The organism is Micromonospora sp. NPDC050397, from assembly GCF_044901685.1.
Taxonomy (GTDB): domain Bacteria; phylum Actinomycetota; class Actinomycetes; order Mycobacteriales; family Micromonosporaceae; genus Micromonospora_G.
The window spans coordinates 367,696-383,942 of sequence record NZ_JBJDPS010000005.1 but is presented as its reverse complement, the minus strand read 5'-3'; the positions used below and the strand labels follow the sequence as shown (position 1 = coordinate 383,942).

The window sequence follows — 16,247 nt, the reverse complement described above, 5'->3', positions numbered from 1 at the left end:
CGGCCATCGGCCCCTCCTCCCCGTACCCGAGGTGCCCTCAGGCTAGGTTGCGGCGGCCACCCGGGTGAAGTCCTGAGCGGGTATGCGAAGGATCACGGCAAAGAATCAGGTATGCACGAATGTACGGTCAGTGATCATCCACGGGTGTGGTGACCGATCATCTGCACCTCGCCGGTGCCCTCGATGATCTCGCCCGCCTGCCACGCCTCTACGCCCCGGCCGGCCAGGCAGGCCAGCGCCCGGTCCGCGTCCTCGGCGGAGACGATCGCGAACATGCCCACGCCCATGTTGAAGGTCGACTCCATCTCCGAGTCGTCGATCCGGCCCTTGGCCTGCACCATGTCGAAGATGGGCTGCGGCTTCCAGGTGGCCCGGTTGACCACGGCGTCGACGTTCTCGGGCAGCACCCGGACCAGGTTGCCGGGGATGCCGCCGCCGGTGATGTGAGCCAGCGCCCGCACCTCGGTCTCGGCGATCAGCTTGAGGCAGTCCTGCGCGTAGATCTTGGTGGGGGTCAGCAGCTCCTCGCCGAGCGTGCGCTGCCGGCCGAAGTCCTCGATCACCGTGTCCAGCCGCATCCGGCCCGCGCCGAGCAGGACGTGCCGGACCAGGGAGTATCCGTTGGAGTGCAGACCCGAGGAGCGCATCGCGATGACCGCGTCGCCGACCTCGACCCGCTCCGGGTGGAGGATCTCGCTCTCCTCGACCACACCGACACCGGTGGCGGAGATGTCGTACTCGTCCGGCTTCAACACCCCGGGGTGCTCGGCGGTCTCGCCGCCGAGCAGCGCGCAGCCCGCGTACCGGCAGCCGTCGGTGATGCCGGCGACGATCTCGGCCACCTTGTCCGGCACGACCTCGCCGGTGGCGATGTAGTCGAGCAGGAAGAGCGGCTCCGCGCCGGTCGCCACCAGGTCGTCGACGACCATCGCGACCAGGTCGATGCCGACCGTGTCGTGGATGTCGAGCTGCTGGGCGATGACCAGCTTGGTGCCGACGCCGTCGGTCGAGGCGGAGAGGATCGGCTTCTTGTACTTGGTGGTGTCCAGCCGGAACAGGCCGGCGAAGCCGCCGAGCTGTCCCATCACCTCGGGACGCTGGGCGCCCCGGACCTTGGACTTGATCAGCTCGACCGCCCGGTCGCCGGCCTCGATCGAGACACCGGCGTCCGCGTACGAGACGCTGCGCTTGCGGGTGGCCCGACCGGATCCGGCGGTCCAGGGCTGGCGCACGCCGCCGCCGGAGCCTGCGCCCTCGGTCGACCCGCTACCTGCGCCATTGCGCTCAGTCACGTGCGTCACGGTTCTCCCCTTTGTTCCTCGCGGCCAGCCGCGTCGGGTAGCGGTCGAGGATCGCTCGACTCTTGGCACTCACCGGACGCTGGACGTAGGCCGCGCCGGTCGGTTCGTTACGGGCGTTGAAGTGCGTCACGCGCGCCCGGGCTGGGGACGAGCGGTGACGGGGTGTCCGCGCCGGCCCCGTCGGAGCCGTCCTCGTACCGCTGCTCTCCGGATTCCGGCGCCTGGTCCGCGACCCGGCGGCCCACTCCTTCGAGTACGTGCTTGCCGATCAGGTTCCCCGCTGGCAGCTCGATCGGGTACTCCCCGTCGAAGCAGGCCCGACAGAGCCGCGTCTTCGGCTGCTCGGTCGCCGCGATCAGGCCGGCGAGCGAAACGTAACCGAGGCTGTCGGCCCCGATCGACCGTCGGATTCCCTCGTTGTCCAGACCGTTCGCGAGCAACTCGGCCCGGGTGGCGAAGTCGATGCCGTAGAAGCACGGCCAGTTGACCGGCGGCGAGGAGATGCGGACGTGCACCTCCAGCGCACCGGCCTCACGCAGCATCCGGACGATCGCCCGCTGGGTGTTGCCCCGGACGATCGAGTCGTCGACGACCACCACCCGCTTGCCCCGGACGTTCTCCCGCAGCGGGTTCAGCTTGAGCCGGATACCGAGCTGGCGGAGGGTCTGGGACGGCTGGATGAAGGTACGTCCGACGTACGGGTTCTTCATCAGCCCGGCGCCGTAGGTGATGCCGGAGCCCTCGGCGTAACCGATCGCGGCCGGCGTGCCCGACTCCGGCACCGGGATCACCAGGTCCGCCTCGACCGGGTGCTCCTTGGCCAGTTGCCGGCCGATCGCGACCCGGGCGGAGTAGACGTTGCGGCCGGCGATGGTGGTGTCCGGCCGGGCGATGTAGACGTACTCGAAGAGGCAGCCCTTCGGCTCCGGCACGGCGAACCGGGCCGACCGCAGGCCGTGCTCGTCGATCGCGATCAGCTCGCCGGGCTCGATCTCCCGGACCACGCTGGCCCCGACGATGTCGAGCGCGGCGGTCTCGCTCGCCACCACCCAGCCGCGCTCCATCCGGCCCAACACCAGCGGCCGTACGCCGTGCGGGTCGCGGGCGGCGTAGAGCGTGCTCTCGTCCATGAAGACGAAGCTGAACGCGCCCCGCAGCATCGGCAGCACCTCGAGCGCGGCGGCCTCGACCGAGAGATCCGGCCGGCTGGCCAGCAGCATGGTCACCAGGGCGGTGTCGGAGGTCGACCCGTCCGAGTCCATCCCCCGCTCCCGGGCCTCCCGGGCGAGTTCGGCGGTGTTGACCAGGTTGCCGTTGTGGGCCAGCGCGATGGTGGTGCCGGCGCTGTTGGCCCGGATGGTCGGCTGGGCGTTCTCCCAGGTCGAGCCACCGGTGGTGGAGTAGCGGGTGTGCCCGATCGCGAGATGCCCGCGCAGGCTGGCCAGGGTCGGCTCGTCGAAGACCTGGGCGACCAGGCCGAGGTCCTTGTACACCACCACGCCGGAGCCGTCGCTGACGGCGATGCCCGCCGCCTCCTGGCCCCGGTGTTGCAGGGCGTACATACCGAAGTAGGTCAGCTTCGCGACCTCTTCACCCGGCGCCCACACCCCGAACACGCCGCAGGCGTCTTGCGGGCCGGGCCGTTCGGGGTCGAGTTCGTGGCTCAACCGGCCGTCGCCTCGGGGCACCTGCCGCTCCTCAAACTGAAGGCTGATCTGCGCTGTGCGGATCTGCTCGGACTCGCCTAGGGCACGGGAATCTGGAAGTTCCGTCGTCAGACAGTGTACGCGAGCCGGGAGCAGTACAGAAAGTCACCGTTTGGCTCCTTACTGTTACGTCCGATTGGCGTGAGTGTCACTAATCAAGCGGGATATAGGGCGATATGTCCGCGCGATTTCCGCTGGCCCGTATCCGGCCCGCTTCGATCGCGTCGGCCCAGGAGAGCCGACCCGTTGCCAACAGGATCCAGGTCGCCGGCTCCATCTCCACGACATTCGCCGGCGTACCCCTGGTGTGTCGCGGCCCGGACCCGCACTGAACCGCACCGTAAGGTGGGACCCGTACCTCCACCGAACGGCCAGGCGCCTTCCGGGCAAGCTCCGCGAGGAGCTCTCGGACCGCGTCCCGGAGCAGCTCACGGGCCGGGGTACGGCCAGCTTCGAGCTCCGCGAGCGCTGTCACCACCAGCGAGGACTTACTGTACGGAGAGGACACGACGGGACGATACGGCCTACCGTCGTGCCAATTGACGCTGCCCCTGGGTCGCGCGACTCCACCCGAACAAGGCATAGTTGCCGACGGTGTATTCGTACGGTAGTGAACCCTGGTCCGAGAAGTCAGACCGGAAGGCGGTGGACGTGACAACACACCGACATGCCTGGAAGCGACGGGCCGGTGTGGTCGTGGCTCTGGTATCCAGTGCCCTACTCGCTCTCCCCTCCACACCAGCGCTCGCAGCAGCCCCCGACATCGATGTTTCCCCAAACTCGGTGACGATTCGAGCTGGTAGTGACACAACGGTCACAGTGCAGATTACTGCCAGGGACGCGACCGACACCTCAGTGAAGATCAACGTCACCGGACTCCCTGAGGGTGTAAGTTGCACCGGTGGCTGTGGTGCCGACGTTGCCATCAAGTTCGGCGAGGAGCCGAAGAATCAGCTCTTGACGCTGAGAGCCGCACCGAACGCGCCCGCTACGAACCGCGCTTCGGTGATAGTGCAAGCGGTAGCTGCAGGTGGTTCAGATACGGCTAACTTCTCGCTAAGCGTTACCGCCGCGCCCCAGCAGCCGACGCAGCCGCCCGCGACGCAGACGGTCAAGGAGATCTCGGGCCGGGTCACCGACCTCAACGGCAAGGCCCTGCCGAACGCCTCGGTTGTGTTGCTCGACTCCCAGAACCACTCGTACTCGACCACCACGAGCAACAGCGGTGCGTTCAAGTTCCTCGGTTCGGCGAACAACCCGATCACCCCGGGCTCGATCGACCTCGGCGCCAGCCTTGACGACCAGCAGGCGGTCAAGAAGATCAACGCTGCCGCCAACCAGACCCTCCGGGACCAGCGGATCGCGCTCAAGGTCGGTGGGGCCTCCCCCTCGGCCACCCCGGAAGCGCTGCCGAGTGACGAGGCGGTGCCGAGCGAAGAGGCGGAGGAGCCCGCCGCCGAAGGCAGCGAGGCCCCGGGTCAGCAGGCCGCGAGCAACGAGTCGGAATCGAGCGGCGGCTTCAGCTCGTGGCTGCTGATCATCGTCGGTGGCCTGCTGGTCGCGCTCGGTGTCGGCGCCATCGTGCTGCTCTGGATGCGCCGCAAGGAGAACAACGACGAGGACGGGGGCGACGTGGCGGCCGGCGGTCCCCGTGGCAGCCCCGCCGGTGGCGGTGGTTACCAGAGCGGCTCCGACCAGACCCGGGTGACGAACCGCGCCGGCATGGGCGGCGACGCCACCGCGATCGACCGGTCGATCGCCGACGCGCCGACGATGATGCACAACCGTCCGTTGGTCGACGACGAGTTCCCGGACCCGTACGGCGCACCACTGCCGTCACAGCAGCCGCAGACCGCCGCGTACGGCGCAGGTGGCCAGGACGGCTGGGGAGCGGCGGGCAACGGGTACGGCGGCGCTCCCGGCGCGGGCGAGTACGGCGCCGGTGGATCCGACGGCTACGGCAACACCCAGGCCGGTGGGTACGGCAACGCACCCGGTTCCGGCGCGGGCGGCTACGGCGGACAGGCCAACGGCTACGGTGCCGGCGGCGACTACGGCAACGCCCCGGGTTCGGGTGCCGGCGGTTACGGCAACGCTCCCGGCTCCGGCGCGGGCGGCTACGGCGCCTCCGGCGGGGGCTACGGTGCCGAGCAGCCGGCAGGCGGTTACCCACCCGCAGCCGGTGGCGGATACCCGTCCGCCGGGCAGAACGGGCGCTACGACGAGCCGACCGGACGCTATGACGGCCCGAGCGCCGGTGGCAGTGAGTACGCCCCGCCGGCCGACCCGTACGCCCAGGGCGGCTCCTACGGGTCCGGTGGCGCCGACGGCGGCTACGGAGCGGACCAGCAGGCGTACGGTGGCCAGGGCTACGGCCAGGGCGCCGGGGGCTACGGCCAGCCGACCGCCGGTGCCGGTTACGACCAGCAGTCGGGTGCCGACGGCTACGGTGCCGGGTCTCGTGGCTACGGTGACCAGCCGGGTTACGGCGCCGGGGCGGGCGGCGGTTACGACCAGCCGCAGGCCGGCGGCTACGACCAGCGTGGCGGCTACGACCAGCAGCAGCGCGGCGGTTACGACGACCGTACGGCCTACGACCAGCAGCAGGGCGGCTACTACGACGAGTCCGGCCAGGGTGCCGGGCACGGCCGGTCCGGCGCCGCTCCCGGCGGGCAGCCGCCGAACCGTGGCGGCGAGCGCCGCTCGGTGGACTGGCTGGACGACTGATCGTCGGGCCGGCCGGGAGGCTTTCTCCCGGCCGGCCACAGCTTTCCGTAACAGCAGAGAACCGCACCCCGGACAAACGGGGTGCGGTTCTTCTGTTTCCGTCCCGTGGAGACGGTCGCCGGTCAGGCGCTCGCGAACACCCCGTCGCTGAGCAGTGGAACTACCTGGGAGACGCCGACCTGCGCCGCGATCTCCACGTCCGCGCCGAAGCCACGGTAGATCAGCTCCCGGCCCGAGACGCAGCCCCGGACGGCCGCCGGCAGGTCCGGCACGCTGCTCAGCGCCGCCAGCGCGACAGCGGCCTCCACCGACAGTCCACCGGGCACGGTGGCCAGTACGTCGAGCACAACCGCAGCACCTAGCTGGTCCTCCACACACGGGCGGATGGTGCCGTCCGGCCAACGTTCACCGGCCGCGATCACCCCGATCGGGCGCTCCGAGGTGCCGTACCCCTGGTCGATCAGCCAGCGGCCGACGGCCGGCGCGTTGCGCAGGCACGCCGCGACCACCGGCACACCGCTCGCGCTCGCCGCGGCGGAGATCGTCGAGCCGTTCGGAGAGGGCAGCACGAGGTCGGGCACGACCGGTGCCGTACGCAAAGCCGCTGGTGACAGGGACCAGGGGTGTTGGTCGGTGACCGCGCCGCGACCGACCGCCGCGACCGCGCCGAGCCGGCGTGCGTACTCGGCCGCCTGGGCGCCCCAGGGGAACGGATGCACCCTGGTCCCACGACTCACCGCGACCTCGACCGAGGTGGTGAAGGAGAGCACGTCGATCACGACCAGGGCGGAGCAGACCCGGCCGAGTTCGGCGGCACCGCCCAGCCCCCAGTCGAAACGGGCCCCGGATCCGGGTTGGGCGTAGACGGTGCCGACCAAAGCGTCCGTCACGGCTGGTTCTTGGCCGAAGCCTCCGTCGTCGGCTCCTCGCCGGTCACCTGCTGCGCCGCGTCCTGCCCCGGTACGGCGTCGGCGGGCGCGTCGGTTGCCGAGGCGTCCACCGGCTCGTCGGTGACCGCCTCGTCCGCCGGTACGTCGGCCACAGCCTCGTCCGCCACCTCGTCGGTCACGGCCTCGACCACACCCGGCTCGTCCGCCTGTACGGTCTCGGTCGGCTCCGTGCCCTCGGCCGTCACCGATGCGGCCACGGCGACCGGCGCACCGACGCTCGGCTCGGTCACCGGGTCGGAGTCGGTCGGAACCGGCTCGGAGCCGGTCGTCGAGTCGTCGCCGAACAGACGCGGCAGGGTCGACTCGAACGCCGCCCGCAGCTCGTCCAGGCCCAGGGTGAACTGGCCACGTACGTCCAGCGCGCCACCGGCGGGGTCGGTGATGCCGAGCGCGGTCACCGGCACGCCGTGTTCCTCGCAGAGGGCGAGGAACGCCTTGTCCTGGCCACGCGGCACCGTCACCAGGGCACGACCGGCCGACTCGCTGAACAGGTAGACAAACGGCATCGAGCCGCTGGTGAACTCGTCCGGCAGGCCGATCCGCGCGCCGACCCCACGCCGCAGGCTCGCCTCGACCAGGGTCTGGGCCAGGCCGCCGTCGGAGAGGTCGTGCGCCGAGGTGAGATGTCCCACCCGGGCCGCCTCGGCGATCAGCTCGGCCAGCGCCCGCTCGCGGCCCAGGTCGACCCTTGGCGGCACGCCGCCGAGGTGCTCGTGCGTGACCCAGGCCCACTCGGAGCCGGAGAGCTCCAGCCGGGTCTCGCCGAGCAGGAAGATCAGGTCGTGGTCACCGCCCGGCTTGGCCGCGAAGCCCATCGGCACCCGGTCGGCCACGTTGTCGAGCAGCCCGAGCACACCGACCACCGGGGTCGGGTGGATCGCCGCCGCACCGGTCTGGTTGTAGAAGCTGACGTTGCCACCGGTCACCGGGATGCCCAGCTCGGCGCAGGCGTCGGCGAGGCCGCGTACCGCCTCGGCGAACTGCCACATGACGCTCGGGTCCTCGGGCGAGCCGAAGTTGAGGCAGTCGGTGACCGCGACCGGCTTGGCGCCGGTCACGGCGACGTTCCGGTACGACTCGGCGAGCGCCAGCTTCGCCCCGTTGTACGGGTCGAGGCGGGCGTACCGGCCGTTGCCGTCGAGGGAGATCGCGACGCCGAGGCCGCTCTCCTCGTCCACCCGGATCACGCCCGCGTCCTCCGGCTGAGCCAGCACGGTGTTGCCGAGCACGTAACGGTCGTACTGTTCGGTGACCCAGGACTTGTCGGCCAGGTTCGCCGAGCCGATCATGCGCAGCACGGTCTCGCGCAGCGCCTCCGGCGTCGACGGGCGGGGCAGCGTCTCGGCCCGGTCGGCCTGGAGCAGGATCAGGTCGGCCGGCTCGCGCATCGGACGGGCGTAGACCGGCCCGTCGTCCACCAGGGAGCCCGGCGGTACGTCGACGACGGTGTGGTCCCGCCAGGTGATCAGCAGCCGTCCCGGCTCTCCGTCGGCCTGCGCCGGGGTGACCTCGCCGATGGCGGTGGCGAGCACGCCCCACTTCTCGGCGGTCTTGAGCACCGCGTCGAGCTGGTCGGGCGTGACCACCAGGAGCATCCGCTCCTGCGACTCGCTGGCCAGGATCTCGTGCGGGGTCATCGAGGGCTCGCGCAGCGGCACCCGCTCCAGCCAGACCCGCATGCCGGTGCCGGCGGCGGCGGCCGTCTCGGTGAGCGCGCAGGTCAGGCCCGCGCCGCCGAGGTCCTGGATGCCGACGACGAGCTGTGCGTCGTACAGCTCGAGGCAGGCCTCGATCAACAGCTTCTCGGTGAACGGGTCGCCCACCTGGACAGCCGGGCGGCGCTGCTCGCTGCCCTCGTCGAAGGTGGCGCTGGCGAGCACGGAGACTCCGCCGATGCCGTCCCGACCGGTCTTGGCGCCCATCAGCACCACGATGTTGCCCGGCCCGGCGGCGGCCTTGTTCTGCAGCCGGTCGACCGGCAGTACGCCGATCGAGAGCGCGTTGACCAGCGGGTTGCCCTGGTAGCTGGGGTCGAAGACGATCTCCCCGCCGATGTTCGGCAGACCGAGGCAGTTGCCGTAACCGCCGACGCCACCGACGATGCCGGGCAGCACCCGGGCGGTGTCGGGGTGGTCGATGGCACCGAAGCGCAGCGAGTCCATCACCGCGATCGGCCGGGCACCCATCGCCAGGATGTCGCGGACGATACCGCCGACACCGGTCGCCGCGCCCTGGTACGGCTCGACGTAGCTGGGGTGGTTGTGCGACTCGACCTTGAAGGTGACGGCGAGCTTGTCCGAGATCTGGATCACGCCCGCGTTCTCACCGATGCCGGCGAGCATCCGGTCGCTCGGCGGCGCCTTCTCGCCGAACTGGCGCAGGTGCACCTTGCTCGACTTGTACGAGCAGTGCTCGCTCCACATGATCGAGTACATGGCCAACTCGGCCTGGGTCGGCCGACGGTCGAGGATCTGCCGGATCCGGTCGTACTCGTCGTCGCGGAGGCCGAGCTCGGGGTACGGCTGCAACTCGTCCGGGGTGTCCACGGCCCGCTCGACGGTGTCGAGGTCGTCCGGGTACGCGTTCGGTGCGGCGTGCGCCGGACGACCGGCCTGGGTGGGCGGGACGACCGCCTGCGCCGGAGCGGGCGCGGATCCCTCCGCCGGGGACGACGCGGTGGCTGCCTCGACGTCGTGGTTCGCGGGCTGGTCGGCTGGCGGAGTCACCCCACCGGCCTCGCTCGACGCCGTGTCGGGCTGGGTTGTCATGCCGGCACTCCCGCGAGGTGCTTGAGGACTGAGGTGAAGAAGCCGAGACCGTCGAGCGAGGGACCGGTCAGCGCCTCCACGGCGTGCTCCGGGTGCGGCATGATGCCCACCACGTTGCCCGCCTCGTTGGTGATCGCGGCGATGTCACGCTCCGAGCCGTTGGGGTTGCCGCGCTGGTAGCGGGCGACCACCCGGCCCTCGGCCTCGAGCTGGTCGAGGACGTAGCGGTCGGCGACGAACCGGCCCTCACCGTTCTTGACCGGGATGAGTACGTCCTGCTCGGGCTGGAACGTGTTCGTCCAGGCGGTCTTGACCGACTCGACCCGAAGCCACTGGTCCCGGTTGCGGAAGTGCAGGTGCTTGTTCCGGGTGAGCGCGCCGGGGAGCAGGTGCGCCTCGCAGAGGATCTGGAAGCCGTTGCAGATGCCGAGCACCGGCATGCCCTCGTTGGCGGCGGCGACGAGCGACTCCATCACCGGGGCGAACCGGGCGATCGCGCCACAGCGCAGATAGTCGCCGTACGAGAAGCCGCCGGGCAGCACCACGGCGTCGACCTGGTGCAGGTCGGGGTCGTCGTGCCAGAGCCGGACCACGTCCGCGCCGGCGATCCGGGCCGCACGGGCGGCGTCGCCGTCATCCAGTGACCCGGGGAAGGTCACCACTCCGATCCGGGCCGTCACGGATGTTCATCCTCGGCATCGGCCACTCGGATCGCAAAGTCCTCGATCACCGGGTTGGCCAGCAACTTGTCCGCGATTTCCCGGGCCCGATCAAGGTCCGGCTCACCGGTGAACTCGATCTCGATGCGCCGACCGATGCGCACCGAGGAGACGTCGCTGACACCCAGGCGAGGCAGCGCGTTTGCGACGGCCTGGCCCTGAGGATCGAGAATCTCCGGCTTGAGCATGACGTCGACGACGACGCGAGGCACTGGGCACTCCTGACTGTGTACGCAGTTGGGTGCCGGCCCATAGGGGCGAGCGGGGCAAGCGTACCTGGCAGAGCGCTCGACCGGCGCACCGGCCGCCCTGTGGACAAGCCTGTGGAAAATCGCACACCCCCCGCCGACCGGCGCGATCACGCGCGTCCGGACGCACGGGAGGGCGTCCAGCAAAGGTGATCTTCGCGTACCGGCCGGTCGCGGCGCCTAGATCATATCGGGGAGGTTCGATCTGACTCTTGTGAATGAACGACGAACCTCTTAGCGTGTGGCGTCGAACGTCTGGTTTCTCACACCGAACGTTCGATCTTCAAAACCGTACGGCGGACACCCAGCCGCCCTCGGTGGCTCGGCCCGACCCGGAAACCCCGGGTGCCACCCCCCGGAAGGAGCCCTCTACATGCGCATCCGTCTCACCCTCGCGACCGTCGCCACCGCGCTCGTCGGTGTCTTCGTCGCCCCCTCCGCCGCCGCCGCGAGCGACGGACCGGTCACCCCGCTGATCATCGGCGGCGGCACGGTCTCGTCCGCCCCCTGGGCCGCCGCCGTGTTCAGCAACGGCTCGTTCACCTGCTCCGGCACAATCATCGCGTCCCGCTGGGTGCTCACCGCCCGGCACTGCGTCAGCGGCACGATGTCGGTACGGGTCGGCAGCGTCAACCGGACCTCCGGCGGTGTCACCAGCGGCGTCTCGTCGTACTCCAGCCGGTACGACCTCGCCCTGCTCCAACTCTCGACCGCGATCAACACCTCATACGTGACACTCTCCAGCAGCTACCCGCCGGTCAACTCGACCAACTCGATCTACGGCTGGGGCATGACCTGCTACGAGGGCTGCGGCGCCTCGACCACGCTCAAGACCGCCAACGTCCGGGTCACCAGCACCAACGTGACCGACGCGTACGGCGGCCGGGCGATCCGTAGCACCCGGATCAACGGCAACGCCTGGCGCGGTGACTCCGGCGGGCCGGAGTTCTACAACGGCGCCCAGGTCGGGGTCGCCTCGACCGCCGACGGTGCGAACATCCAGAACTACGGCAGCGTCGCGTACAACCGGGCCTGGATCACCTCGGTCGCCGGGGTCTAGTCCTCCTCAGGGGTACGGCGCGGACGCCCGGATCATCCCGGCCGTCCGCGCCGCGCCGTCGCGTATCCCGCACACCGTTGCGTATCCCTCACGCCCTTGCTGTCTCTCCCACGTGCTTGCGCATCCCTCACGCCCTTGCTGTCTCCCCCACGTGCTTGCGCATCCCTCACGCCCTTGCTGTCTCCCCCACGCCCTTGCGCATCCCTCACGCCCTTGCTGTCTCCCCCACGTGCTTGGGTGCCCGCCACGCCGTTCCTGGCCGACGGAGGCGTTGCACCCCCCACACGTCGTTCTACCGCCGCGCGCGGTTTTGCAGCATGAGGCGACGTGAACAGACCTCACAATTGCCGCCACGCCTGCTCTGTCAGCATCAACACGTGCTGGTCGTGACGACGGATGTCCTTCCCGGGTACGAGATCCGCCAAGTCCTCGGCGAAGTAGTGTCATCGATGGCCCGAACCCGAAATCCGTACCGCGAAGGGGTGAAGAACCTCCGCGGTGGGGCGTACGACCCCAAAGCACCGGAGAACCTCACCCGGTGGCGTACGGAGGCGGTGGCCAACCTGGGCGAGGAAGCCCGCCGGCTCGGCGCGAACGCCGTGATCGGCATGCGTTTCGACCACCGCGAGGTGGGCGAGATGTGGATGGAACTCTGCGCGTACGGCACCGCCGTGGTGATCCGGGAGCAGCCCAGGACCCCGCTGCCGGACGAGCCGCTGTTCGCCGCCGAGCTCGCGCACAGCGCGGAGATCCTGCCCGAACCGATCGGGGTCTCCGAGCCGCCGAGCGCGCCGGACCTGCGCAGCGCCGCCGAAACCCCGACCCCCACCCCCGAAACCTGACCGCCCCGCCCCGCCGTTAGGAAGGGCCCCTTCCTATACAAAAAGCGATAACAAGGGGCCCTTCCTTACACCTAGAGGATGGGGGCGGGGTGGTAGGTGGCGGCTTCGGGGTGGGTGGCGACCACCTGGGCCACGCGGTCGGCGACCGCCCGCACCTGGGCCGGTGCCGCTCCCGCGAAGGCGGCCCGGTCGGCGACCAGCGCGTCGATCTCCGCCCGGGTCAGGCCCAGCCGGCCGTCGGCGGCGAGCCGGTCGAACAGGTCGTTCTCGGTCGTACCCTTCTCCCGCATGGCGAGAGCGACCGCGACCGCGTGCTCCTTGATCACCTCGTGGGCGGTCTCCCGACCCACGCCCCGGCGCACGGCCGCGACCAGCAGCTTGGTGGTGGCCAGGAAGGGCAGGTACCGGTCCAGTTCACGGGCGATCACCGCCGGGTACGCCCCGAACTCGTCGAGCACGGTGAGGAAGGTCTGGAACAGGCCGTCGGCGGCGAAGAACGCGTCCGGCAGCGCCACCCGGCGAACCACCGAGCAGGAGACGTCGCCCTCGTTCCACTGGTCACCGGCGAGCTCCCCGACCATCGACAGGTAGCCCCGGATCACCACGGCCAGGCCGTTGACCCGCTCGCTGGACCGGGTGTTCATCTTGTGCGGCATCGCGCTGGAACCGACCTGACCGGGGCGGAAGCCCTCGGTGACCAGTTCCTGGCCGACCATCAGCCGGATCGTGGTCGCCAGCGACGAGGGCGCCGCCGCGGTCTGGGCCAGCGCGGCCAGCACGTCGAAGTCGAGCGAGCGCGGGTAGACCTGACCGACGCTGTCCAGCACCCGGCGGAAGCCGAGGTGCCCGGCGACCCGCCGCTCCAACTCGGCGAGGCGCTCGTCGTCGCCGTCGAAGAGGTCGAGCTGGTCGGCGGCGGTGCCGACCGGCCCCTTGATGCCCCGCAGCGGGTAGCGGTCGATCAGGTCGCTCAGCCGCTCGTAACCGATCAGCAGTTCCTCGGCGGCCGAGGCGAACCGCTTGCCCAGCGTGGTCGCCTGCGCCGCGACGTTGTGCGAACGGCCGGTCATCACCAGGTCGGAGTGCTCGACCGCGAGCCGGGCCAGCCGGGCCAGGGTGGCCACCACCCGGTCCCGGACCAGTTCGAGCGAGGCCCGGATCTGAAGCTGCTCGACGTTCTCGGTCAGGTCCCGGGAGGTCATGCCCTTGTGCACGTGCTCGTGCCCGGCCAGCGCGCTGAACTCCTCGATCCGCGCCTTGACGTCGTGCCGGGTGACCCGCTCACGGGCCGAGATCGACTCCAGGTCGACCTGGTCGAGCACCCGATCGTACGCCTCGACCACACCGTCCGGCAGGGGCACGCCGAGGTCCCGCTGGGCCCGGAGTACGGCGAGCCAAAGCCGCCGTTCCATCCGGATCTTCTCCTCCGGCGACCAGAGCTGGACCAGCTCGGTCGAGGCGTACCGGCCGGCGAGCACGTTGGGAACCTGCGGGCGACTCTGGCTGCTCTGCGTCACGTACCTCATTCTCCCGCACCGCAGGTCACCCCCCGAACCCAGCCCACCGCGCCACCCTCGCCCACCACCTCGACAGGTGGCTGAAGAACCCGACAAATTCCTGAAGAACCCGACGGGTGGCTGGAGAAGAGGCGTGGATCATGAAGTTAGCGCCGACCCCGGGCTCGGGGTCGGCGCTAACTTCATGATCAATCGCCACACGGGTGCCCCCGGCGGGAGGGGAACGCGGGGCGGCTGGAAGGGAGGGGTCAGAGGGTGCGGGCCAGGCGGTCGGCCAGGAGGCGGGCGAAACGGGCCGGGTCGGCAAGCTCGCCACCCTCGGCGAGCAGCGCGGTGCCGTAGAGCAGCTCGGCGGTCTCGGCGATGGCCGGATCGTCGGCGCGCTGCTCGTGGGCCTTGCGCAGCCCGGTGACCAGGGAGTGGGTCGGATTCAGCTCCAGGATTCGCTTGATCTTGGGCAGCTCCTGGCCCATCGCCCGGTACATCCGTTCCAGCGTCGGCGTCATGTCCTGCGCGTCGCCAACCAGGATGGCCGGGGAGGTGGTGAGGCGGGAGGAGAGCCGCACCTCCTTGACCTGCTCGCCGAGCTTCTCGGTCAGCCAGGACAGCAGCGGAGCGAACTCCTCCTTCTGCTGGTCACGGTCGGAGCCCTCCTCCTCCTTCTCCTGCTCGGTGTCGAGGTCGACCTGCCCCTTGGCGATCGACCGCAACTGCTTGCCCTCGTACGCCGAGACCGCCTCCACCCACATCTCGTCGACCGGATCGGTCAACAGGAGCACCTCGTAGCCCTTGGCGTGGAATGCCTCCATGTGCGGGGAGTTCTCAATCATCGAGCGGGACTCGCCGGTCATGTAGTAGATGTCCGACTGCCCCTCCTTCATCCGCTCGACGTACTGCTCGAGGGTGACCAGCTTCTCCGGGTCCTCGGTCGAGGCGAACGAGGAGATGTCGAGGATGGCGCGCTGGTTGTCGAAGTCGTTGAGCAGCCCCTCCTTGACCGCCCGACCGAACTCCTGCCAGAAGGTGCGGTAGCGGTCGGCGTCGGAGGACATCAGCTCCTTCACCGTCGACAGCACCTTCTTGACCAGCCGGCGACGCATGAGCTGGATCTGCCGGTCCTGCTGGAGGATCTCCCGCGAGATGTTCAGCGAGAGGTCCTGGGCGTCGACCACACCCTTGACGAAGCGCAGGTACTCGGGCATGAGCGCCTGGCAGTCGTCCATGATGAACACCCGCTTGACGTAGAGCTGGATGCCCAGCTTGGCGTCCCGGGTGAACAGGTCGAACGGGGCCTGGGAGGGGATGAAGAGCAGCGCCTCGTACTCGAAGGTGCCCTCGCCCTTCATGTGGATGATCTCTAGCGGGTCGTTCCAGTCCCGGCTGATGTGCCGGTAGAACTCCTTGTACTCCTCGTCGCCGACCTCGCTGCGCGGGCGCGCCCAGAGCGCCTTCATCGAGTTGAGCGTGGTGACCTCGGTCTCCGTCGCGCCCTCGGACTCACCCTCGACCGCCGGCCGCTCCACCGTCATCCGGATCGGCCAGGCGATGAAGTCGGAGTAGCGCTTGACCAGCTCCTTGATTTTCCACTCGGCGGTGTAGTCGAAGAGCTGGTCGTCCGCGTCCTCCGGCTTGAGGTGCACGGTGACGGCGGTGCCCTGGGCCGCGTCCGCGACCGGCTCGATCGTGTACGTCCCCGATCCGCTCGACTCCCAGCGGGTGCCGGTCTCCTCGCCCGCCCGGCGACTGACCAGCGTCACCTTGTCGGCCACCATGAAGGTCGAGTAGAAGCCGACGCCGAACTGACCGATCAGGTCCTGCGACGCGGCGGCGTCCTTCGACTCCTTCATCTGCCGCAGCAGCTCGGCCGTGCCGGACTTCGCGATCGTGCCGATCAGCCCCACGACCTCGTCCCGGGACATGCCGATGCCGTTGTCCCGTACGGTCAGCGTCCGCTGCTCCCGATCGACCTCGATCTCGATGTGCAGGTCGGTGGTGTCGGCCGACAGATCCTTGTCGACCAGCGACTCCAGCCGCAGCTTGTCCAACGCGTCGGAGGCGTTGGAGATCAGCTCGCGCAGGAAGATGTCCTTGTTCGAATAGATCGAGTGGATCATCAACTGCAAGAGCTGGCGCGCCTCGGCCTGGAACTCGAGAGTTTCGACGCCGGTGCTCATGGAACCCCTTTTCCAGTCACGGAACTTCTCAACGGATCGTACGACCCTCGTCACGATCTCCACCGGGGCACCACGGCCGACACGGCGGGCGTCACGGACGAACCGCCGTCGATCAGCCGGGCGGCGGACTCCGCTGTGGACACATCCGCCCCGACGGGGGCCATCGGTCCGAAACCAGCGACAGAAATCACTTTCCTGTCCGCAAGTGCGATTTTTCGGATTCATCAGACACGCG

12 protein-coding genes are annotated in these 16,247 nt (G+C 69.7%); 3 read left to right on the top strand and 9 right to left on the bottom strand.

Annotation, left to right across the window (positions count from 1 at the left end; translation table 11 throughout):
• Positions 1 to 134: 134 nt before the first annotated feature.
• The 3 genes from purM to ACI2K4_RS20560 form a co-directional block, all read right to left on the bottom strand.
• Complete coding sequence (gene purM, locus ACI2K4_RS20570; RefSeq protein ID WP_404513299.1) at positions 135 to 1,301, bottom strand: phosphoribosylformylglycinamidine cyclo-ligase; 1,167 nt, start codon at positions 1,299 to 1,301, stop codon at positions 135 to 137.
• 107 nt (positions 1,302 to 1,408) lie between these two features.
• Positions 1,409 to 2,989: an amidophosphoribosyltransferase gene (gene purF, locus ACI2K4_RS20565; RefSeq protein ID WP_404513298.1), complete on the bottom strand. Its 1,581-nt coding sequence runs from the start codon at positions 2,987 to 2,989 to the stop codon at positions 1,409 to 1,411.
• A 169-nt stretch (positions 2,990 to 3,158) separates the two neighbouring features.
• Positions 3,159 to 3,515 (bottom strand): sterol carrier family protein, encoded by a 357-nt coding sequence (locus ACI2K4_RS20560; protein WP_404513297.1) that lies wholly within the window; start codon positions 3,513 to 3,515, stop codon positions 3,159 to 3,161.
• A gap of 497 nt (positions 3,516 to 4,012) precedes the next feature.
• Between ACI2K4_RS20560 and ACI2K4_RS20555 the strand changes: the two genes are divergently transcribed.
• Positions 4,013 to 5,734, top strand: coding sequence for a carboxypeptidase-like regulatory domain-containing protein (locus tag ACI2K4_RS20555; RefSeq protein ID WP_404513296.1), 1,722 nt, complete (start codon positions 4,013 to 4,015; stop codon positions 5,732 to 5,734).
• 122 nt (positions 5,735 to 5,856) lie between these two features.
• Here the strand turns inward: ACI2K4_RS20555 and ACI2K4_RS20550 are convergent, their stop codons facing one another.
• Genes ACI2K4_RS20550 through purS form a run of 4 tightly spaced genes read right to left on the bottom strand, consistent with a single transcriptional unit; the run spans position 5,857 to position 10,383 of the window.
• The gene (locus ACI2K4_RS20550) at positions 5,857 to 6,612 is read right to left on the bottom strand and encodes a 2-phosphosulfolactate phosphatase (protein WP_404513416.1); all 756 of its coding nucleotides are present in this window, start codon (positions 6,610 to 6,612) and stop codon (positions 5,857 to 5,859) included.
• Positions 6,613 to 6,620: 8 nt separating this feature from the next.
• Positions 6,621 to 9,452 (bottom strand): phosphoribosylformylglycinamidine synthase subunit PurL, encoded by a 2,832-nt coding sequence (gene purL / locus ACI2K4_RS20545; RefSeq protein ID WP_404513295.1) that lies wholly within the window; start codon positions 9,450 to 9,452, stop codon positions 6,621 to 6,623.
• Positions 9,449 to 10,132, bottom strand: coding sequence for a phosphoribosylformylglycinamidine synthase subunit PurQ (purQ, locus tag ACI2K4_RS20540; RefSeq protein WP_404513294.1), 684 nt, complete (start codon positions 10,130 to 10,132; stop codon positions 9,449 to 9,451). The genes purL and purQ overlap by 4 nt, the downstream gene beginning before the upstream one ends.
• The gene (gene purS, locus ACI2K4_RS20535) at positions 10,129 to 10,383 is read right to left on the bottom strand and encodes a phosphoribosylformylglycinamidine synthase subunit PurS (protein WP_404513293.1); all 255 of its coding nucleotides are present in this window, start codon (positions 10,381 to 10,383) and stop codon (positions 10,129 to 10,131) included. The genes purQ and purS overlap by 4 nt, the downstream gene beginning before the upstream one ends.
• Before the next feature lie 409 nt (positions 10,384 to 10,792).
• Between purS and ACI2K4_RS20530 the strand changes: the two genes are divergently transcribed.
• Positions 10,793 to 11,479, top strand: a complete 687-nt coding sequence (locus ACI2K4_RS20530) for a S1 family peptidase (RefSeq protein WP_404513292.1) — start codon at positions 10,793 to 10,795, stop codon at positions 11,477 to 11,479.
• A gap of 377 nt (positions 11,480 to 11,856) precedes the next feature.
• Entirely contained in the window at positions 11,857 to 12,321 is a 465-nt protein-coding gene (locus ACI2K4_RS20525; protein WP_404513291.1) for a YbjQ family protein, read from the top strand.
• 71 nt (positions 12,322 to 12,392) lie between these two features.
• Here the strand turns inward: ACI2K4_RS20525 and purB are convergent, their stop codons facing one another.
• On the bottom strand, positions 12,393 to 13,838 hold the full coding sequence (purB, locus tag ACI2K4_RS20520) for an adenylosuccinate lyase (protein ID WP_404513290.1): 1,446 nt from the start codon (positions 13,836 to 13,838) through the stop codon (positions 12,393 to 12,395).
• A 248-nt stretch (positions 13,839 to 14,086) separates the two neighbouring features.
• On the bottom strand, positions 14,087 to 16,012 hold the full coding sequence (htpG, locus tag ACI2K4_RS20515; protein ID WP_404513289.1) for a molecular chaperone HtpG: 1,926 nt from the start codon (positions 16,010 to 16,012) through the stop codon (positions 14,087 to 14,089).
• Positions 16,013 to 16,247 lie beyond the last annotated feature (235 nt).

Bases quoted from the DNA above. Each gene is read 5' to 3' on its own strand.
- ACI2K4_RS20530 (WP_404513292.1), top strand. From the start codon at position 10,793: ATGCGCATCCGTCTCACCCTCGCGACCGTCGCCACCGCGCTCGTCGGT.
- htpG (WP_404513289.1), bottom strand. From the start codon at position 16,012: ATGAGCACCGGCGTCGAAACTCTCGAGTTCCAGGCCGAGGCGCGCCAG.
- purL (WP_404513295.1), bottom strand. From the start codon at position 9,452: ATGACAACCCAGCCCGACACGGCGTCGAGCGAGGCCGGTGGGGTGACT.